The organism is Actinoplanes sp. NPDC051343 (assembly GCF_044455125.1).
Lineage (GTDB): Bacteria > Actinomycetota > Actinomycetes > Mycobacteriales > Micromonosporaceae > Actinoplanes.
The window spans coordinates 290323-306159 of sequence record NZ_JBITEL010000002.1 but is presented as its reverse complement, the minus strand read 5'-3'; the positions used below and the strand labels follow the sequence as shown (position 1 = coordinate 306159).

Below are 15837 nucleotides of genomic sequence, written 5' to 3'. Positions count from 1 at the left end.
CTACCATGGCCCGCCGCGCCCTGTTCCGGCGGCCGGCGCCCCCGGCGCCACCATCGACGGAGGCATCACCCGGGAAGAGGTCTGGAGAAGCACGCCCTGCGGGACTGGGTCTGGTCGGCGTCGCCACTCGGGCGGCCCCGGGCATCGACTCCGGCTATCTGCGGGCGCCGGGCCTCGAGGAGCACTTCACGATGGTCTACCTCGAGCCGGTCGGCACCGGCGGCTCCGGCCGCCTCGACACCTACGACATCGCGACCTATGTGCGGTTCCTCTCCGCGGTCGTCGATCACCTCGGCGAACGCGAGGTCACCGTCCTCGGTCACTCCTACGGCGGCTTCGTCGCCCTGCAATACGCTCCGCAGCACCCGGGCCGGGTTGCCGGGCTCGCCCTCTACGACACGTCGCCTCTGACCGGCCGGACTTCTTCGCCGCCGCGCCGGCCGGGCTCGCGGCATATCCGGCGCGCTACCCGGACGTGCCCGGGGCCGCCGCGGTGCCGGCCGCCTTCCAGCAGGCGATCACCGCCACCGATGACGAGGCGCTGAGTGCCGCTCTATTTCGCCGACTACTGGGCGCGGCGGGCGGAATTCCGGCGCTTCACCGAGAACGTACGCGCGTGGGCCGCGCCCGCGTCGGCGCAGGACCCGGTCCCGTACGACGTCACGCCGCGCCTCGGCGAGATCAGCGCGCCCACCGCCGTCGCGCACGACTTCATCTGCGGCCCGCGCTGGGCGCGGATGCCGGCCGACGGCATCCCGGGCGCGCGGTTGACGGTGCTGGAGGACAGCGGCCACTTCGGCCACGTCGAGCAGCCGGCCGAGTTCGCCAAGGCGGTGGTCAGCGCCCTGCTACGGTAGGGCCGGCGCCGGGCCGGCGCTCTAGGATCTCGGTTCATGACAGTCGGCTACGGAATCTACCTGCCACCGTTCGGGCCGTTCGGCGATCCACGTGACCTCGTCGAACTGGCCCGCCGGGCGGAGGCCGCGGGCTGGGACGGCGTCTTCCTCTGGGATCACGTCACCGGGGCGCGGAGCCCGATCGTCGACACCTGGAGCACCCTGGCGGCGATGACCCAGGTGACCGAGCGCCTCCGGCTCGGCCCGATGGTAACCCCGCTGCCGCGGCGGCGCCCGTGGGTCGTCGCCCGCCAGGCGGCCACGGTCAGCCGGCTCTCCGGCGGCCGGCTGGTGCTCGGCGCCGGACTGGGATCGGACGAGACCGGCGACTTCGGGGCGTTCGGCGAACAGACCGGCGAGCGGCTGCGGTCGGCCCGGCTCGACGAGGGCCTCGGCCTGGTCCGGCGCATCTGGGCGGGCGAGGAGATCCGCCACGAGGGCGAGCACTACCGGGTCAGCCTCGACGCCACCACACCGGAGCCGCACCCGCTCCCGATCTGGATCGGCAGCTCGACCGGCCACCCGCGCGTCCTCGAACGCGCGGCCCGCGCCGACGGCATCTTCCCCAACCCCGGCGAGCGCACGCTCACGCCGGACGACGTGTGCGGACTGGCCGCCGCCATGCCGCGCGACCGTCCCTTCGACATCGTGGTCCGCGGCAACGCGAGCCCGGCCTGGGACGAACCTCAGCACGCCGACCTGGCCGGCCTGGCGGAGGCCGGCATGACGTGGTGGCTGGAGTCGCTGTTCTGGCTCGACTCCCTGGAACTCTCCATGCAGGTCGTCGACGCCGGCCCGCCCGGGCCATTGGGAACCCGGCCGTAGGAATCTAGTGGCCGTCGTCGAGGAACTTGCGGACCTGGGCGAGCATCTGGAAGACCTCGATGCGGCCGTCGAGGAAGCCCATCCGGTAGTCGGCGCCGGTCTGCGGGTCGTCGGCCCGGGCGGTGTCGCGGCGGCCGGCGCCGCCGTCGGCGCGGCCCAGGTTGTACGCCATGAGCTCGTCGTCCATGGTGTTCACCGGGCCTCACCGAGGGCCCGCCGGACGGCCGCGATCAGCTCGTTCTCGAATTTGGCCAGCTGACCGTCGGTCAGCCCGGTGCGGTAGTCGGGGTCGGCCAGGCGGCCCTCGTCGGCCTCGCCGGCGAGGCCGTCGGCGTGACCGGCTCCGTAGGCCCGCAGGGCGTCGTCCATCGGTCGTGATCCTTTCCGAGCCGGCCGGGGGGCAGCAGACTCGGCGGCCACTGTCGCATGCCGCGCGGGAAACACCCACCGGCCGTCCGGCCGATAGCGACGCGACTCATCGGTCAAGCAGCGGGAGCAAGCCGGACATTCTCCACAAAGGTCCCGCCACGAGGTCGAGCGACGAGAGGTACGCCACCACCCGTTCGCCGGCCCAGCGCAGCGTTTCCCGGTAGTGCGGGTTGGCCCAGGCCGCCCGCCGGCCGGCCGCCGGATCGATGCCGACCGAGCGGTAGACCGCGGGATGGATCAGCCGGGTGCCGCACAGGTAGGCGGCCCGGCCGATCACGACCTTGTCGAAGGCGAGCCGCGCGCGACCGGCGGCGCGAACCGAGGAGGCCAGTTCGTCGCGGGCGAAGCGCACGTGCCGGGCCTCCTCGACGACGTGGACCCGGGACACCATGCGGACCAGCGGCTGCACCTGCTCACTCACCATCGCCTCGCGCTGCAGCGTGTCGAGGATCTCCTCGCAGATGAGGATCGCCGCGTACATGCGGGGGCCGGTCCCGGTCGCCGCGATCCATTTGCCGAGGGCCGCGTTGACACCGTCCGGGCGGTAGACCGGAGTGTCCAATTTGTCGATCATGCGGCCGAACATCACCGAGTGGCGGCATTCGTCGGCCACCTCGGTCAGGGCGTACTGCGAGGAGGCGGTCGTCGGATCGTCCCGGTAGTACGAGCGGATCAGCAACTGCATGAGGATCGTCTCGAACCAGATGCCGAGCCCGGCGATGCTCGATGCCTCGTGCCGGGTCAGCGTGATCCGCTGCTGCTCGCTCAGGGCATCCCACAGCGGGGTGCCGTAGAGGCTGGACCGGTGCGGCGGCACGAAGTAGAGGTCGTCGGCGAGCGGGGCATCCCAGTCGATCTCGACGTCCGGGTCGTAGGAGTGTTCGGCCGAGGCACGGAGGAGGCGGTCTGCCGTCATGAGAAGCTCCTTGACGTTACCGGCGGTAACAGTTACTTCTAGTAGCATGAATCCGGACGCCGACGGGCGCAAGGGCCGCTGGGCCGGCCACCGCGAACAGCGCCGGGCCGAACTCACCGCGGCCGCCATCGACGCGATCCGCCGGCTGGGCCCCGACGTCGGCATGGACGCGATCGCCGCCCACGCCGGCGTCAGCAAGCCCGTGCTATACCGCTACTTCGCCGACAAGTCCGAGCTCTGGCTCGCCGTCGGCCAGGAAGCGGCGGGCATGGTGCTCGATGCGATCGCTCCGGCCGTCGCCTCCGTACGGGAAGAGCAGGCGGCAATAGCCGCCGCCATCGACGCCTACCTGGCCCACATCGCCGCCGACCCCGACCTCTACCAGTTCGTCGTCCACCAGCCCGAGATCGCCCGCGGCCGCGACGTCGTGGCCGACGTGGTCGACACGGTCGCGAGCGGCCTGGCCCGCATCCTCGGCGACCGCCTGCGCGCCCGCGGGCTCGACTCGGGCGCCGCGCTCCCCTGGGCCTACGGCGTGGTCGGCTACGTCCAGTCGGTCGGCGACTGGTGGCTGCGGCAACAGCAGCCGATCAGCCGGGAGGCCCTCGGCGACTACCTGACGGCCTTCCTGTGGAGCGGCGTCTCCGGCATCCGGCAGGCCGCCGACGTGCCGGGCGGGCTGGCGGCCTATCGGGAGGAGACCGGCCATGAGTGACCTCGGCTACCGAGGACCGGCGGTGCTCGACGGCGTTCCGGTCGAGGTGCGCCTCTCGGCCCGGTTCGAGCCTCTGGAGGGCCGCTTCCGCTGGGCGGGCCGCACCGGCCCTTCGAGGTCGCTGTGCGACCAGGTGGCGGCGGGGTTGCGGTCGGCGACCCTCGTGCTGCCGGGTGCGGAGCAGATTTCCGTACGCGTGAGCGAGCCCGACCCCTGGGGCGGCGTCCGCCTCTCCGGAACCGGAACCCCGCCCTGGTTCCGCGCCGGTCCCTGACGTCACCGGACCGCTTCTGCCGGTCCGGACGGCGCTACGACTCGGCCGGCTCGTGCTCCGGCGGCCCGAGCGGGTCCTCGGACCATAGCCGGAGCTTCTCCGGGTTGCGGACGATCCAGAGGCGGCTGATGCGGTCGCCGGTGAGCTGGAAGGCGTAGACCGTGGTGGTGACGCCGTCCAGCCGCGCGATGAGGCCGGGCCGGCCGTTGACCGTGCTCTCGGCGATGACCAGGCCGGCCGGGACCTGGCCGACCAGCCAGACCAGCAGGCGGGCGACGTTCGCGCCGCCCTCCACCGGGTCGCGGAACGCCACGGCCCGGCCGCCGCCGTCGGCGATCGCCACCGCGTCCGGGTCGAGCAGGCCGATCAGCGACTCGATGTCCTGGGCCGTCCACGCCACCCGGAAGTCGCGGACCACCTCGGCCTGCCGGGCCGGTGCCACCGGCGCCGGTGCCTCGCGCACCCGCCGGCGGGCCGACGAGGCGAGCTGGCGGCAGGCCGCGGGCGTACGCCCGACGATGTCCGCGACCTCGTCGAACGAGTAGCGGTAGACGTCGTGGAGGATGAACGCGACCCGCTGCGGCGGCGTCATCGACTCGAGCATCACCAGGAACGCCGTGCTGATCGACTCGTCGAGGGTGATCCGCTCGGCCGGGTCACCGGCCCGGTCCGGCACGGGTTCGGGGAGCCACTCGCCGACGTACCGCTCCCGGCGCATGCGGGCCGACCCGAGCAGGTCGAGGCAGATCCGGCTGGTCGTCGTGCTCAGCCAGGCCCCGGGTGACGCGATCTGCTCCTGCCGTTCGGCCGGCATCGCGTACCAGCGGGCGTACGCCTCCTGCACCGCGTCCTCGGCCTCGGCGAGCGACCCGAGCATCCGGTAGGCCAGGTTGAGCAGCTGCGACCGTTCTCCCATGATTGCCATCACCCCCCTCTGACGATTCTGGCCGTGGATTTGTGAGCCTGACATTCGGGCCGGGTGTGTCGTCGGACCGGTGAGAACGATTCACGAGGGGGAAGACGATGAGTGATCTGCAGGCGGTCGCCGACCGGGTCGAGATCGAGGCGTTGCGGGGCGAGTTCACCGACTGCGCCATGATGCGCGACCGGGCGCGGCTGGCCGGGCTGTTCACCTCCGACGGTGTGCTGCGGATGCCGAACGTGCCGATCGAGCTGACCGGGCCGGAGGAGATCCGGGCCGGCGGGGAGAAGCTGCAGGAGCAGTGGGACTTCTTCGTGCAGACGTACCACCCGGGCACGATCCGGCTCGACGGCGACGTGGCGACCGGCCGGGCGTACATCCACGAGCTGGCCCGCATGCTCGACGGGCGCCAGGGGCTCAACTACGCGATCTATCACGACCGCTACCGGCGTACGCCCGAGGGCTGGCGGTTCGCCGAGCGGGTCTACGAGGTCCGCTACGTCGACCCGTCGCCGCTGGGCGGTTTCGCGCCCGGGCCGCGGCTCGACGTGGCGGCGACCGCGCTGACCGCCAACGGCTTCCGGGTCGAGATCCTCGATGACGCGGCGGCCGCCCGGGCCCGGGTCCGGGAGCTGGTCCCGGACGGCGCCGAGGTGTTCACCGCGGCCAGCGAGACGCTGCGGCTCTCCGGCATCGACGAGGACATCAACGCGAGCGGGCGCTACCGGGCACTGCGGCCGCGGCTGCTGGCGATGGACCGGGTGACGCAGGCCGACGAGTACCGGCAGCTGCTCGGCCGCCCGGAGGTGGTCGTGGGCAGCGTCAACGCGGTCACCGAGACCGGCTCGCTGGTCGCTGCCTCGGGCAGCGGCAGCCAGTTGCCCGCCTACGCCGGGGGCGCGGCCCGCGCGATCTGGGTCGTCGGCGCGCAGAAGGTCGTGCCCACGCTCCAGGACGCGCTGCGCCGCATCGAGGAGCACGTGCTGCCGCTCGAATCGGCCCGCACCCAGCAGGCGTACGGCGCGCCCAGCGCCGTCAACCGCCTGCTGGTGCTGAACGCCGAGCCCCGGCCCGGCCGCGCCACCGTCCTGCTGCTGCGCGAGCCGATCGGGTTCTAGGACGGCTTGCGGGCGAGCAGCAGGCCGCAGCGGAGGGTGCCGTCGCCGCGGGTGCCCAGGGCGGGCAGCGGCCGGACGCTCACCGTGAAGCCGGCCGCGAGCAGGTCGGTGCGGAGGTCGGCGAACTCGGCGGTCAGGTAGTACATGACGAACGGCGGCCGCCAGAGGGCGTTGCGGACCCGCATGGCGACGTCGAAGCCGAGGGCCGCCCAGTACCAGGGTGAGGTCAGCGGCAGCGGCGCGACGGTCGGGAAGGCGAACAGCCCGCCCGGCCGCAGCGCCCGGAAGACGCCCCGGAAGACGGCCGGGCGTTCGGCGGGCAGGAAGTGGCCGAGCGCCCCGAACGTGACCGCGAGGTCGAAGTCGCCGTCGAACGTCAGCGCCCGCGCGTCGGCCCGCACCAGCTCGGCGCGCGGGTGGCCGGCCCGTGCCTGGGCGAGCATGCCGGCGCTGAAGTCGACGCCGGTGAAGCCGCGGCGGCACACCCGCGCGAGGACGTCCAGCCCGGCTCCGGTGCCGCAGCAGACGTCCAGCCCGCGGTCGAACGGGCCCAGGCCGGACAGTGCGTCGGTCGTCGCGGCGAGGATGCGCGACGGGGTGCGGAAGGGGGTGTAGTCGAACTTCGGGGCCAGCAGGTCGTAGCCGTGCTCGACCGAGGAGAGCGCCTGGACGGTCAGTTCGCGCAGCGAGGGGCCTTGGGGCGAGAACATCGGCTGAGGATAGCCGCCGCTCAGGAACTCCGCCGCAGATCGCGCGGAGATGACCCGAACCACCGGCGTACGGCGCGCGTAAGGGCGGACTGCTCGGTCAGCCCGACCATGGCGGTGATCTGGGTGAACGGGATCGACGTGCCGGTGATGAGGCGGTGGGCGGCGTTCCGGCGTACGGAATCCAGAATCTGTTCGAAGCCGGTGCCCTCCGCGGAAAGCCTTCGTTGCAGCGTGCGGGGGTGGGTGGAGAGGTTCCGTGCGATCGCCGAGATGTCGACCGGCGCCGAGCCCAGACCCTGGGTGATCAAGCGCTCGACGTGCTCGGCCGCCGACAGCGAGGGCGCCGGATAGTGACTGCTCAGGTAGTCGAGGGCGGCCGCGTGGAGCATCCGGTTGCCGCCCGCGATCGGGGTGGCGGACAGCGCCTGCGGGACGCGCAGCAGGGCATTCGCCTGGCCGAAGCGGACGTCGGCGCCGAAGAACTCGGTGTAGCGGGCGACCGGGGCGAGCGGCCGGTGCGGCAGGTGGACCGAGCGCAGGCCGTAGCGGCCGCCGGCCAGCAGTGTGACGCTGCGGTGCAGGAGGCCGAGGCCGAGGTCGGCGGACTGCGGCGGCATGGGTTCGAGTTCGGTGCTGCCGTAGCACAGGGCGACCACGCCGGGGCGGCCCGACGGGTCGCCGACCTGGCCGACGGTGAGCGCGGGACTGTGCACGAAGAGGAAGCGGGTGGCGCAGTCGAGCGCCTCGCCGAGGGTGTCCGCGCTCTCGATCGCCAGCGACAGCGGGCCGAGCACACTGATGTTCTGCTGGCCGGCCAGGCGCAGGCCCAGGTCGGGGCAGTCCAGTTCGGTCGCGGCGGCCTCCAGGATCAGCCCCGCCGCCATCGACTCGACCACCGCGTCGTCGGTGGCCGGCGCGGCCGCGTCGGCGCCGAAGCGACCAAACAACTCCCGGCCGTCGCCGCCCAGCTCGTCGATCAGTGCCGGGAGTCCCCGCAGCCCGGCCGCCCGCACCATCGTCCCCATGTCGTCACAGGGTAAATCAGTGTCGCGCGAAGGCAAGTCTGGTCGCCGCGCCGATGGCCAGACTGGCGCCATGACCGAACACTTCGACGTCCTCATCATCGGCGCCGGCCTGTCCGGGATCGGCGCGGCCTGGCGGCTCCAGCAGATGCGACCGGGCACGCGCTACGCGATTCTCGAGGCGCGCGACGCGATCGGCGGGACCTGGGATCTGTTCCGCTATCCGGGGGTGCGCTCGGACTCCGACATGTTCACGCTCAGCTATCCGTTCCGGCCGTGGCGGGGGGCCGAGTCGCTGGCATCGGGTGCGCAGATCCGGAAGTACATCGTGGAGACCGCCGACGAGGCCGGCATCACGCCGCACATCCGGTTCGGCGCCCGGGTGGCCGGCGCGAACTGGTCGTCCGCCGGCTCGAGATGGGAGCTCCGGCTGGCCGACGGGTCGTCGGTCAGCTGCGACTTCCTGTACGCCTGCGCGGGCTACTACGACTACTCACAGGGTTACCAGCCCGACTTCCCCGGAATCGAATCGTTTGCCGGGCAGGTGGTCCATCCCCAGTTCTGGCCGTCCGACCTGTCCTATGCGGGGAAGCGGATCGTGGTGATCGGCAGCGGAGCCACCGCGGTGACCCTGGTGCCGGCGCTCGCCCGGACCGCGGCGAGCGTGACCATGCTGCAGCGCTCCCCCACCTATCTGACCGTGCTGCCGCGGCGCGACGTGATCGCCGATGCGGTGCGCCGGGCGCTGCCGCCGAAGCCGGCGAACCGGGTCGTGCGGGCCAAGAATGTGCTGTTGTCCCAGGGGTTCTACCACCTGGCGCGGCGGCGGCCCCAGACCGTCCGGAAGCTGCTGCGGACCGTGGCGGTCCGCTGGCTCGGCGACGAGGAGTACGTCGACCGGCACTTCAAGCCGGTCTACGACCCGTGGGACCAGCGGCTGTGCGTGATACCGGGCGGCGACCTCTACGCGTCGGTGAAGACCGGCCGGGCGTCCGTCGTGACCGACCAGGTCTCGTCCTTCGAGGCCGAGGGCATCCGGCTGGCATCCGGCGAACTCCTGGCGGCGGACATCGTCGTCTCGGCCACCGGGCTCTCGCTGATACCGTGCGGCGGGGTCGAGGTGTCACTCGACGGGACGCCCGTCGACATCGGATCACGCACGGCCTACCGCGGGCTCATGCTCGACGGCGTGCCCAATCTGGCCTACTGCATCGGCTACACCAACGCGTCCTGGACGCTGCGGGCCGACCTGTCGTCGCGCTACGTCTGCCGGCTGCTGCGCCACATGGCGCGGCACGGCTACGCCGTCGCCACGCCGAAGACCCCCGGTGGTCGAGGCCGTCCCCTGCTCGACCTCAGTTCCGGGTACGTTCAGCGCGCACTCGAGAAATTCCCGCGCCAGGGCGATCGCGATCCGTGGCTGGTCCGGCAGAACTATCTACGGGACGTCTTCGCCGCGCGCCGGACCGACGTGGCCGAGGACATGATCTTCGAAGGGGCCAGGGCATGAAGCCTTACGTGTTCGCCGGCAGGACCGCGGTGCTGACCGGCGCGGCCAGCGGGATCGGCGAACAGCTGGCCCACGGGCTTGCGGCCCGGGGCAGCTCGCTGGTGCTCGTCGACGTGGACGCCACCCGGCTCAAGGACGTCGCGGCCCAGGTGTCGTCCGCCTATCCCCGCGTCGCGGTCGAGTCCCGCGTCGTCGACCTGGGCTCCCGGGAAGCCGTCGACGGGCTGGCCGAGTCGCTGCTGAGCTCGCTGCCCTCGCTCGGCCTGCTGATCAACAACGCCGGCATCGCGCTGGGCGGACGGTTCTCGCAGGTCACCGTCGAGGAATTCGAGACGGTGATGAACGTGAACTTCCGGGCGCCGATGCTGCTCACCCACGCGCTGCTCCCCCTGCTCACGGCCACCCCCGGCAGCCACCTCGTCAACGTGTCCAGCCTCTTCGGACTGATCGCGCCGCCCGGGCAGAGCGCGTACAGCGCCAGCAAGTTCGCCCTGCGCGGACTCAGCCAGGTGCTGCACGCCGAACTCGGCGAGGTCGGCGTCGGGGTGACGACGGTCCACCCGGGAGGCGTACGGACCCGGATCGCCGAGAACGCGCGCGCCGGCAGCGGCGTACCGCCGGAGGAGGCCGCCTCCGGCCGCGAGGTGTTCGCCAAGCTGCTGAGTTACCCGCCGTCGAAGGCGGCGGCCGAGATCCTGGCGGCGGTGCGGCACCGCAAGGCCCGGGTGCTGATCGCGAACAGCGCGCGCGTGCCCGACCTGCTGGCCCGCCTCTTCCCGGCCGGGCACCAGAGCATCCTGCGGAGGGCGGCGCGGTGAACTACGTGGAGGTCTCCGGGGCGCGCATCCGCTATCACGAGACCGGCCCGGCCGGCGGGCCGCCGATCGTGCTGCTGCACGGCATCGGGCGCAGCCTCGAGGACTGGGAACTGCAGCACTCGCGGCTGCCCTCGACGCATCGCATCATCAGCCTGGACATGCCCGGATTCGGGCTGTCGCAGCGGCTCGCCCCGGTCATCTCCCTCGGCTCGCTGGCCGACGGCGTGTGGGCGACCCTGTCGGCGCTCTCGGTCGACCGGCCGGCCGATCTGATGGGCAATTCGCTCGGCGGCGCGGTGGCCATGCGGATGACGGTCGACGAACCGGACCGGGTGCGTACGCTCACGCTGGTCAACAGCGCGGGCTTCGGGCGTACGGTGACCGCCGCGCTCCGCATCCTGGCGCTGCCCGGCGTCGGCCGGCCGTTGCTGCGCCGCATGGCCGACCCGCGCATCGCCCGCCGCACCGAACGCAGCATCTTCTTCGACGGCGCCCTGGTGACCAGGGAACGCATCGAGACCGCGGTGAAAATCGCCCGGCAGCCCGACTTCGCGGCGGTCTACCTCCAGGCCGCGCGGGCGCTGGGCGGCGTGTGGGGCGTCGCGCCGGCCTGGCGGCGGGAACTGCTGCCGCAGGTGGCCCGGCTCGAGAAACCGACCCTGCTGGTGTGGGGGTCGCGCGACCTGATCCTGCCGTCGGCGCACCTCGCGGCGGCCCGGCTGGCCTTCCCGTCCGCGCAGTCGCACCTGTTCCCGGACACCGGCCACATGCCCCAGATCGAACGCCCGGACGAGTTCGCCGCGCTGGTGAGGCCGTTCCTGGAGGCGTACTGATGCTCGACGTCCTGGTCGCCGAGTCGGAGGCCCTCGTCGCCGCGCTGCCTGCGGGCCGGTGGTCGCGGCCGACCCGGTGCGCGCCGTGGGACGTCCGCGAGTTGCTGGCGCACGTACGCGTCGCGGTGGGCCGGGTGACGACGATGCTGGCGGCACCGGCGCCCTCGGAGGCGACCGTCCCGGCCGTGGACTACTACCGGCCCGACGCCCGGTTCAGCCCGGCCACCAACGCCGACCGGGTCGCGACGGCCCGGTCCGCCGTGGTCGACGACGAGCTTGCGGCGTTCGCCGCGACGGTGTCGGAGGTGGCCGCGGCCTGCCGTGCTCAGCCGCCCGGCCGGGTGGTCCGGACCCGGCACGGCGACCCCATGCTGCTCGACGACTTCCTGACCACGCGGGTGGTCGAGGTGGCCGTGCACGGGTTCGACCTCGCCGACGCCGCCGGGGTGCCGTCGTGGCTGACGCCGGCCGCCGCCGAGGTGCTGCAGGACCTGCTGCTCGGACCGGGCGGCCGGGCGCCGGACCCGCTGCACTTCCTGCGGGCGGCGACCGGGCGGGCGTCCGACCCGGCGCTGCTCGAACGGCTGTCGCCGCGGCGGCTCGCGCTCGGCTAGAGTGCCGCGGGCCGCTGTGGGTCGCGCTCGGCTAGAGCGGCACGGCCGCCGCGGGTCGCCCTCGGCTGGAGCGGCGCCCGCAGCAGGGGCAGCCGGCGGCCGGGGTCGACCTCGGACGCCACCTCGCCGACGCGGACCGCGCCCATGGCCCGGTAGAAGCCCTCGGCGTGCGGGTCGGCGACGACCAGCAGCTCGGCCCGGCCGAGCCGGCGGGCGGTCTCGACGGCGTGTTCCCAGAGGCGGCGGCCGACGCCCCGGCGCAGGTGAGCGGGGTCGATCCAGAGGTTGCCGAGTTCCTCGCCGTCGATCGTGTAGAACCCCTGAACCGCCCCGCCGTCCTCGGCGACCACCGTGTGCCGGGACTCGACCTCACCGGGCCGCAGCGTGAGCACCGGCCGGCAGCGCTCGAGAAACGCGGCGTCGTAGCCCCAGTGGGCCTTGGACCGCAGGGCCAGGTCGCTGAGCAGCGCCGCCTCGCCCGGGCGCGCGGGCCGGAGATCCATCGCCCTATTGTCGCCGCCCCGGGCCGGCCGGGCCCGGGTAGGTTCCTGGCATGACCGTGGTCCGCTCGCTGCTCCTGTTCGTGCTGGCCGCGCTGGCCGAGATCGGCGGGTGCTGGCTGATCTGGCAGGGCCGGCGCGAGCACCGCGGGCTGTGGTGGGTCGCCGCCGGGGTGATCGCGCTCGGCGCGTACGGCTTCGTCGCCACCCTGCAGCCGGACGCGAGCTTCGGGCGGATCCTGGCGGCCTACGGCGGGATCTTCGTCGCCGGCTCGCTGGGGTGGGGCATGGTGGTCGATCGGTACCGGCCGGACCGCTGGGACGTGATCGGCGCCGCCGTCTGCCTGGTCGGCGTCGCCCTGATCATGTACGCGCCGCGGGGGCGGCCCGGCTGAGGTCCCGGAACTTCGTCTCGTCCTCGGAGTCCGGAGCCGCGGTGAGCAGCACGATCTTCAGCTCGGCGTCGGAGTCGGTGAGAACGTCGCAGTCGACGTGGATCGGGCCCGCCACCGGGTGGTGGACGACCTTGTGGTCCTCGCGGTGGGCGGCGACCACCCCGGACGACCAGAGGGCGGCGAACCGGGCGTTCCCGGCCGTCAGGTCCCGGATCAACGTGGTCAGCCGGGGGTTGCCCGGGAAGCGGCCGGTCGCTCGCCGCAGGTCGGAGACGATCGCGGCGTCCTTCATGTCCTCGGCGTCCGAGACCACCGGCCAGCGGGACAGCACCGGGGCGTCCCCGGCCACGCCGAACGTGTCGCGGGCGAAGTTGCGCAGCGCCGGCGGGGTCGTGGACGGATCGCCGAGCAGGGCGGCCCACGCGGGGTTCCACCAGATCATCTGCCAGTCGGCGGCGAAGACCGCGGCCGCCGAGTCGCCCACGCGGCTGAGCACGCGCTGGATGCCGGGCGGCAGGTGGTCGGTGAGCACACCGGCGGCGGGTGGCATCAGGCCGGCCAGCCGGTGGAGGTGGTCGCGTTCGTCGGCCGTCAGCCGCAGTGCGCGGGCGAGGGCGGCGACGACCTGGGCCGACGGGGTGGCGAAGCGGCCCTGCTCGAGGCGTACGACGTAGTCGACCGAGATGCCCGCGAGCCCGGCCAGTTCCTCGCGGCGTAGTCCCTTGGCGCGGCGCCCGTGCCCGGCCGGCAGTCCGACGGCCGCCGGGGTGAGACGGTCGCGCCACGCGCGCAGGGTGCCGCCGAGTTCGGTCATGCAGCGATTGTGACGCGGCCGGCCGCCGCGAGGGTGGTAACAGCCTTCCCTGGAGCGGCCGCCGGGCCCGGCCGACAGTTGACCGCATGACGATCACTTTCATCACCGGGGCGAACAAGGGCCTCGGCCACGAGACCGCGCGGCGGCTCATCGCACTCGGTCACACCGTGCTGGTCGGCGCCCGCGACGCGGAGGCCGGCGCGGCGGCGGCCCGGGAACTCGGCGGGCGGTTCGTCCGGATCGACGTCACCGACGAGAGGTCGGTCGCGGCCGCGGCCGGCGACGTGGCCGGCCACGAGGGCCACATCGACGTGCTGATCAACAACGCGGGGATCCACGGCCCGCACGGCGAGGTGACCGCGGCCGGCCTCGCGGAGGTGCTCGACGTCAACGTGGTCGGGGTGGTGCGCACGACCAACGCCTTCCTGCCGTTGCTCCGGAAATCCGCCGACCCGGTCGTGGTGAACGTGAGCAGCGCCATGGGCTCACTGTCCGCCACCCACGACCCGTCACGCCCCGAGTCGAAGGTGATCGCCCCCGCCTACACCGCGTCGAAGGCGGCGCTCACGATGCTGACCACCCAGCTGGCCCGCGCCCTGCCGGACGTGCGCATCAACGCGGCCGACCCGGGCTACACGGCCACGGACCTCAACGGCAACACCGGCCCGCAGACCGTCACCGAGGGCACCGACGCGATCGTCACCCTGGCGACCGAAGGTCCCGGGCACGGATCGGGACGTTTCATCGACCGCGAGGGGTCACTGCCGTTTTTCCGTACGCGGTGAGCCGGTGACCGGAAATCTGCCGGGCCGACGAGTTCACGTCCGCCGCAGCCGTGCGACGAGGTGGGCTCCACCGTGAACAGGCCCCGGGTGCACAGCGGGTTCGGGGCGAGCATCCGGGCGCCGGGCTGGAGATCCGCCCTCACGGGTGGGCGATCGGCGGATCACCGGCAGCTCCGCGCGTACGCGCAGGGAGCGAAACCGAAAGTCGGAGCCCTGGCCGCCGATAGGGCTGCCACGGAACCCGGCCATGGACGGTCGGGCGGGGGAACCGAGGAGTAACGATGCGCGGCAAGCTGGCTGTGCTCGGTGTTGCCGTCGTGGCGACGTTGAGCGGTTGTTCTGCGGTGACGGCCAGTGCGACGGCGACGCCGACGACGGCCCCCAAGGCCACCGCCTCGCCCACCCCGATGCGGGTGATCGCGGTCGCCACCCCGAAGGCGCACACCGGCGCGCCCGGTCTCGGCACCACCGGCTCCAACTGGCAGTCGATCGTGAAGTCGCTGACCGGGTACGGGCAGTGGCTGCTGGGCAACCCCGACCCGTCGATGACCGGCAACGTGGCGATGCCCGGCTGCGGCATGTCCGGCCGGCTCGGGCAGCAGGTCTCCGGCCTGTTGAACAGCAACACCTACGTGCAGGCCGTAGCGCCGGTCATCACCCAGGTGGTCGGGCCGTCCGCGCCGGCCGGCAACACCGTCGGCCTGATCGTGGTCGCCGGCCGGGCCGCCGAGCCGGTGCTGGGCCAGAAGAAGGGCACCGTGATCACCACGATCGCGCCCTACGCGCCGACGACACTCAGCGTCACGCTGACCAAGGGCAGTGACAGCAAGTGGCGGCTGTGCGAGGTCACCGGACCGGACGGGGCGCCGGCGCCGCTGCTCTAGGGCCGGGTCTTGATGGCGGCGATCACCGCCGGGTCGAACAACATCGTCAGGTGGTTGGCGCTCAGCCGGGCCGAAGTCATGCGCGGCAGCTGGGCCTTGCCGGTGGCCATCGCACGGTCGGAGAGGAACGGCCCGGCGTTGTCGTCCTTGCCGTTGCTCGCCACCATCACGTGCACCGGCACGTCGAGCGCGGACAGCAACGGCAGCATTGCCTCCCCGGTCAGGCAGTCGACCGCGTCGGCCACCAGCCGGCCGCCGTCGATCCGGGCGCGCAGGTTGCCCTCGGGGCCGTCGAGCAGGTAGGACGCCCACTCGAAGAGCCGGGGGCGCAGGTCGGCCCGGTTGGCGATCGCGTTGCCGTTGGTCGCGCGCACGAACGACTCCACGTCCCGCCACCGCCGGGACAGCTGCCGCACCTGAAGGCCGAACAGCGCCCGCACCACCGGCCGGCGCACGAGCAGGCTCGGCTCGGGCGCCACGCCACCGTCGAGCAGCACCACCCGGCGGACACGCCGGCCCAGCCCGGCGGCGACCAGCGGCCCGAGGAAGGCACCCATGGAGTGCCCGACCACGGTCACCTCGTCGAGATCGAGCTCATTCACCAGGCGTACGACCGCGGCCGCATGCCCGGCCAGGCCGGGCCCGACCCGCACATCGGCCGAGCCGCCGCGCCCCGGAAGGTCGGGCGCGACGACCCGGGTACCGGGCAACGCCTCGGCGAGCGCACGCCACACCTCCGAGGTGCTCGTCAGCCCGTGCAGCGCGAGCACCGTGGGGCGTTCGCCCGGCGACCACTGTGCGCACGTCAACCCGGCGATCTCCGAACGTGTCATGCCCTGAATCTACGTCCGCGGTGA

The 15837-nt window shown here is 73.1% G+C and carries 20 protein-coding genes and 1 pseudogene; 12 read left to right on the top strand and 9 right to left on the bottom strand.

The genetic code is table 11. The features are described 5' to 3' along the window. Positions 1 to 5: 5 nt before the first annotated feature. Together ACIA5C_RS08225 and ACIA5C_RS08220 are read left to right on the top strand one after the other, a co-directional pair. Positions 6 to 857: pseudogene (locus tag ACIA5C_RS08225) on the top strand (alpha/beta fold hydrolase). A 36-nt stretch (positions 858 to 893) separates the two neighbouring features. Then, positions 894 to 1721, top strand: coding sequence for an LLM class flavin-dependent oxidoreductase (locus ACIA5C_RS08220; protein WP_396052526.1), 828 nt, complete (start codon positions 894 to 896; stop codon positions 1719 to 1721). A 4-nt stretch (positions 1722 to 1725) separates the two neighbouring features. Here ACIA5C_RS08220 and ACIA5C_RS08215 read toward each other — a convergent pair whose 3' ends face one another. From ACIA5C_RS08215 to ACIA5C_RS08205, 3 genes are all read right to left on the bottom strand, one after another. Beyond that, positions 1726 to 1908 (bottom strand): hypothetical protein, encoded by a 183-nt coding sequence (locus ACIA5C_RS08215; RefSeq protein WP_396052525.1) that lies wholly within the window; start codon positions 1906 to 1908, stop codon positions 1726 to 1728. Between the two features lie 5 nt (positions 1909 to 1913). Beyond that, positions 1914 to 2090, bottom strand: coding sequence for a hypothetical protein (locus ACIA5C_RS08210; protein ID WP_396052523.1), 177 nt, complete (start codon positions 2088 to 2090; stop codon positions 1914 to 1916). 106 nt (positions 2091 to 2196) lie between these two features. Continuing rightward, positions 2197 to 3066, bottom strand: coding sequence for a diiron oxygenase (locus tag ACIA5C_RS08205; RefSeq protein ID WP_396052521.1), 870 nt, complete (start codon positions 3064 to 3066; stop codon positions 2197 to 2199). A 46-nt stretch (positions 3067 to 3112) separates the two neighbouring features. Here ACIA5C_RS08205 and ACIA5C_RS08200 point away from each other — a divergent pair, with 46 nt between their 5' ends. Next, positions 3113 to 3781 (top strand): TetR/AcrR family transcriptional regulator, encoded by a 669-nt coding sequence (locus ACIA5C_RS08200; RefSeq protein ID WP_396052519.1) that lies wholly within the window; start codon positions 3113 to 3115, stop codon positions 3779 to 3781. Then, complete coding sequence (locus ACIA5C_RS08195) at positions 3774 to 4055, top strand: DUF4873 domain-containing protein (RefSeq protein ID WP_396052517.1); 282 nt, start codon at positions 3774 to 3776, stop codon at positions 4053 to 4055. The genes ACIA5C_RS08200 and ACIA5C_RS08195 overlap by 8 nt, the downstream gene beginning before the upstream one ends. A 34-nt stretch (positions 4056 to 4089) precedes the next feature. On the opposite strand, the gene sigJ is transcribed toward ACIA5C_RS08195, so the two are convergent. Further along, positions 4090 to 4971, bottom strand: a complete 882-nt coding sequence (gene sigJ, locus ACIA5C_RS08190; protein ID WP_396052515.1) for an RNA polymerase sigma factor SigJ — start codon at positions 4969 to 4971, stop codon at positions 4090 to 4092. Between the two features lie 107 nt (positions 4972 to 5078). Here sigJ and ACIA5C_RS08185 point away from each other — a divergent pair, with 107 nt between their 5' ends. After that, entirely contained in the window at positions 5079 to 6095 is a 1017-nt protein-coding gene (locus ACIA5C_RS08185) for an LUD domain-containing protein (protein ID WP_396052513.1), read from the top strand. Here the strand turns inward: ACIA5C_RS08185 and ACIA5C_RS08180 are convergent. Beyond that, entirely contained in the window at positions 6092 to 6805 is a 714-nt protein-coding gene (locus tag ACIA5C_RS08180; protein ID WP_396052511.1) for a class I SAM-dependent methyltransferase, read from the bottom strand. The two genes, ACIA5C_RS08185 and ACIA5C_RS08180, sit on opposite strands and share 4 nt — an antisense overlap. Before the next feature lie 20 nt (positions 6806 to 6825). Then, on the bottom strand, positions 6826 to 7830 hold the full coding sequence (locus tag ACIA5C_RS08175; protein ID WP_396052509.1) for an AraC family transcriptional regulator ligand-binding domain-containing protein: 1005 nt from the start codon (positions 7828 to 7830) through the stop codon (positions 6826 to 6828). A gap of 70 nt (positions 7831 to 7900) precedes the next feature. On the opposite strand from ACIA5C_RS08175, the gene ACIA5C_RS08170 reads away from it, so the two are divergent. The 4 genes from ACIA5C_RS08170 to ACIA5C_RS08155 are packed head-to-tail and all read left to right on the top strand — an operon-like array spanning position 7901 to position 11602. Continuing rightward, positions 7901 to 9337 (top strand): flavin-containing monooxygenase, encoded by a 1437-nt coding sequence (locus ACIA5C_RS08170; RefSeq protein ID WP_396052507.1) that lies wholly within the window; start codon positions 7901 to 7903, stop codon positions 9335 to 9337. Next, positions 9334 to 10155 (top strand): SDR family NAD(P)-dependent oxidoreductase, encoded by an 822-nt coding sequence (locus ACIA5C_RS08165; protein ID WP_396052505.1) that lies wholly within the window; start codon positions 9334 to 9336, stop codon positions 10153 to 10155. The genes ACIA5C_RS08170 and ACIA5C_RS08165 overlap by 4 nt, the downstream gene beginning before the upstream one ends. Continuing rightward, a complete protein-coding gene (locus ACIA5C_RS08160) occupies positions 10152 to 10988 on the top strand; it encodes an alpha/beta fold hydrolase (RefSeq protein ID WP_396052503.1) in 837 nt (278 codons plus the stop codon). Before ACIA5C_RS08165 ends, ACIA5C_RS08160 begins: the two co-directional genes overlap by 4 nt. Continuing rightward, positions 10988 to 11602, top strand: coding sequence for a maleylpyruvate isomerase N-terminal domain-containing protein (locus ACIA5C_RS08155; protein ID WP_396052502.1), 615 nt, complete (start codon positions 10988 to 10990; stop codon positions 11600 to 11602). Before ACIA5C_RS08160 ends, ACIA5C_RS08155 begins: the two co-directional genes overlap by 1 nt. On the opposite strand, the gene ACIA5C_RS08150 is transcribed toward ACIA5C_RS08155, so the two are convergent. Next, positions 11599 to 12105 carry a GNAT family N-acetyltransferase gene (locus tag ACIA5C_RS08150; protein WP_396052501.1) on the bottom strand — a complete coding sequence of 169 codons (507 nt, stop codon included), beginning with the start codon at positions 12103 to 12105 and terminating at the stop codon, positions 11599 to 11601. The genes ACIA5C_RS08155 and ACIA5C_RS08150 overlap by 4 nt on opposite strands. 50 nt (positions 12106 to 12155) lie before the next feature. Here ACIA5C_RS08150 and ACIA5C_RS08145 point away from each other — a divergent pair, with 50 nt between their 5' ends. Beyond that, a complete protein-coding gene (locus ACIA5C_RS08145) occupies positions 12156 to 12497 on the top strand; it encodes a YnfA family protein (protein WP_396052499.1) in 342 nt (113 codons plus the stop codon). Here ACIA5C_RS08145 and ACIA5C_RS08140 read toward each other — a convergent pair. Then, positions 12466 to 13311, bottom strand: a complete 846-nt coding sequence (locus ACIA5C_RS08140) for a helix-turn-helix domain-containing protein (RefSeq protein WP_396052497.1) — start codon at positions 13309 to 13311, stop codon at positions 12466 to 12468. The two genes, ACIA5C_RS08145 and ACIA5C_RS08140, sit on opposite strands and share 32 nt — an antisense overlap. An 86-nt stretch (positions 13312 to 13397) precedes the next feature. Here ACIA5C_RS08140 and ACIA5C_RS08135 point away from each other — a divergent pair, with 86 nt between their 5' ends. After that, on the top strand, positions 13398 to 14096 hold the full coding sequence (locus tag ACIA5C_RS08135; protein WP_396052496.1) for an SDR family NAD(P)-dependent oxidoreductase: 699 nt from the start codon (positions 13398 to 13400) through the stop codon (positions 14094 to 14096). 281 nt (positions 14097 to 14377) lie between these two features. After that, the gene (locus ACIA5C_RS08130; RefSeq protein WP_396052494.1) at positions 14378 to 14980 is read left to right on the top strand and encodes a hypothetical protein; all 603 of its coding nucleotides are present in this window, start codon (positions 14378 to 14380) and stop codon (positions 14978 to 14980) included. Here the strand turns inward: ACIA5C_RS08130 and ACIA5C_RS08125 are convergent. Continuing rightward, on the bottom strand, positions 14977 to 15813 hold the full coding sequence (locus ACIA5C_RS08125) for an alpha/beta fold hydrolase (RefSeq protein ID WP_396052493.1): 837 nt from the start codon (positions 15811 to 15813) through the stop codon (positions 14977 to 14979). The two genes, ACIA5C_RS08130 and ACIA5C_RS08125, sit on opposite strands and share 4 nt — an antisense overlap. Between the last annotated feature and the right edge of the window lie 24 nt (positions 15814 to 15837).

Coding starts and splice junctions, on each gene's coding strand:
- ACIA5C_RS08220 (WP_396052526.1), top strand. CDS start 894: ATGACAGTCGGCTACGGAATCTACCTGCCACCGTTCGGGCCGTTCGGC.
- ACIA5C_RS08215 (WP_396052525.1), bottom strand. CDS start 1,908: ATGGACGACGAGCTCATGGCGTACAACCTGGGCCGCGCCGACGGCGGC.
- ACIA5C_RS08210 (WP_396052523.1), bottom strand. CDS start 2,090: ATGGACGACGCCCTGCGGGCCTACGGAGCCGGTCACGCCGACGGCCTC.
- ACIA5C_RS08205 (WP_396052521.1), bottom strand. CDS start 3,066: ATGACGGCAGACCGCCTCCTCCGTGCCTCGGCCGAACACTCCTACGAC.
- ACIA5C_RS08200 (WP_396052519.1), top strand. CDS start 3,113: ATGAATCCGGACGCCGACGGGCGCAAGGGCCGCTGGGCCGGCCACCGC.
- ACIA5C_RS08195 (WP_396052517.1), top strand. CDS start 3,774: ATGAGTGACCTCGGCTACCGAGGACCGGCGGTGCTCGACGGCGTTCCG.
- sigJ (WP_396052515.1), bottom strand. CDS start 4,971: ATGGGAGAACGGTCGCAGCTGCTCAACCTGGCCTACCGGATGCTCGGG.
- ACIA5C_RS08185 (WP_396052513.1), top strand. CDS start 5,079: ATGAGTGATCTGCAGGCGGTCGCCGACCGGGTCGAGATCGAGGCGTTG.
- ACIA5C_RS08180 (WP_396052511.1), bottom strand. CDS start 6,805: ATGTTCTCGCCCCAAGGCCCCTCGCTGCGCGAACTGACCGTCCAGGCG.
- ACIA5C_RS08175 (WP_396052509.1), bottom strand. CDS start 7,830: ATGGGGACGATGGTGCGGGCGGCCGGGCTGCGGGGACTCCCGGCACTG.
- ACIA5C_RS08170 (WP_396052507.1), top strand. CDS start 7,901: ATGACCGAACACTTCGACGTCCTCATCATCGGCGCCGGCCTGTCCGGG.
- ACIA5C_RS08165 (WP_396052505.1), top strand. CDS start 9,334: ATGAAGCCTTACGTGTTCGCCGGCAGGACCGCGGTGCTGACCGGCGCG.
- ACIA5C_RS08155 (WP_396052502.1), top strand. CDS start 10,988: ATGCTCGACGTCCTGGTCGCCGAGTCGGAGGCCCTCGTCGCCGCGCTG.
- ACIA5C_RS08150 (WP_396052501.1), bottom strand. CDS start 12,105: ATGGATCTCCGGCCCGCGCGCCCGGGCGAGGCGGCGCTGCTCAGCGAC.
- ACIA5C_RS08145 (WP_396052499.1), top strand. CDS start 12,156: ATGACCGTGGTCCGCTCGCTGCTCCTGTTCGTGCTGGCCGCGCTGGCC.
- ACIA5C_RS08140 (WP_396052497.1), bottom strand. CDS start 13,311: ATGACCGAACTCGGCGGCACCCTGCGCGCGTGGCGCGACCGTCTCACC.
- ACIA5C_RS08135 (WP_396052496.1), top strand. CDS start 13,398: ATGACGATCACTTTCATCACCGGGGCGAACAAGGGCCTCGGCCACGAG.
- ACIA5C_RS08130 (WP_396052494.1), top strand. CDS start 14,378: ATGCGCGGCAAGCTGGCTGTGCTCGGTGTTGCCGTCGTGGCGACGTTG.
- ACIA5C_RS08125 (WP_396052493.1), bottom strand. CDS start 15,813: ATGACACGTTCGGAGATCGCCGGGTTGACGTGCGCACAGTGGTCGCCG.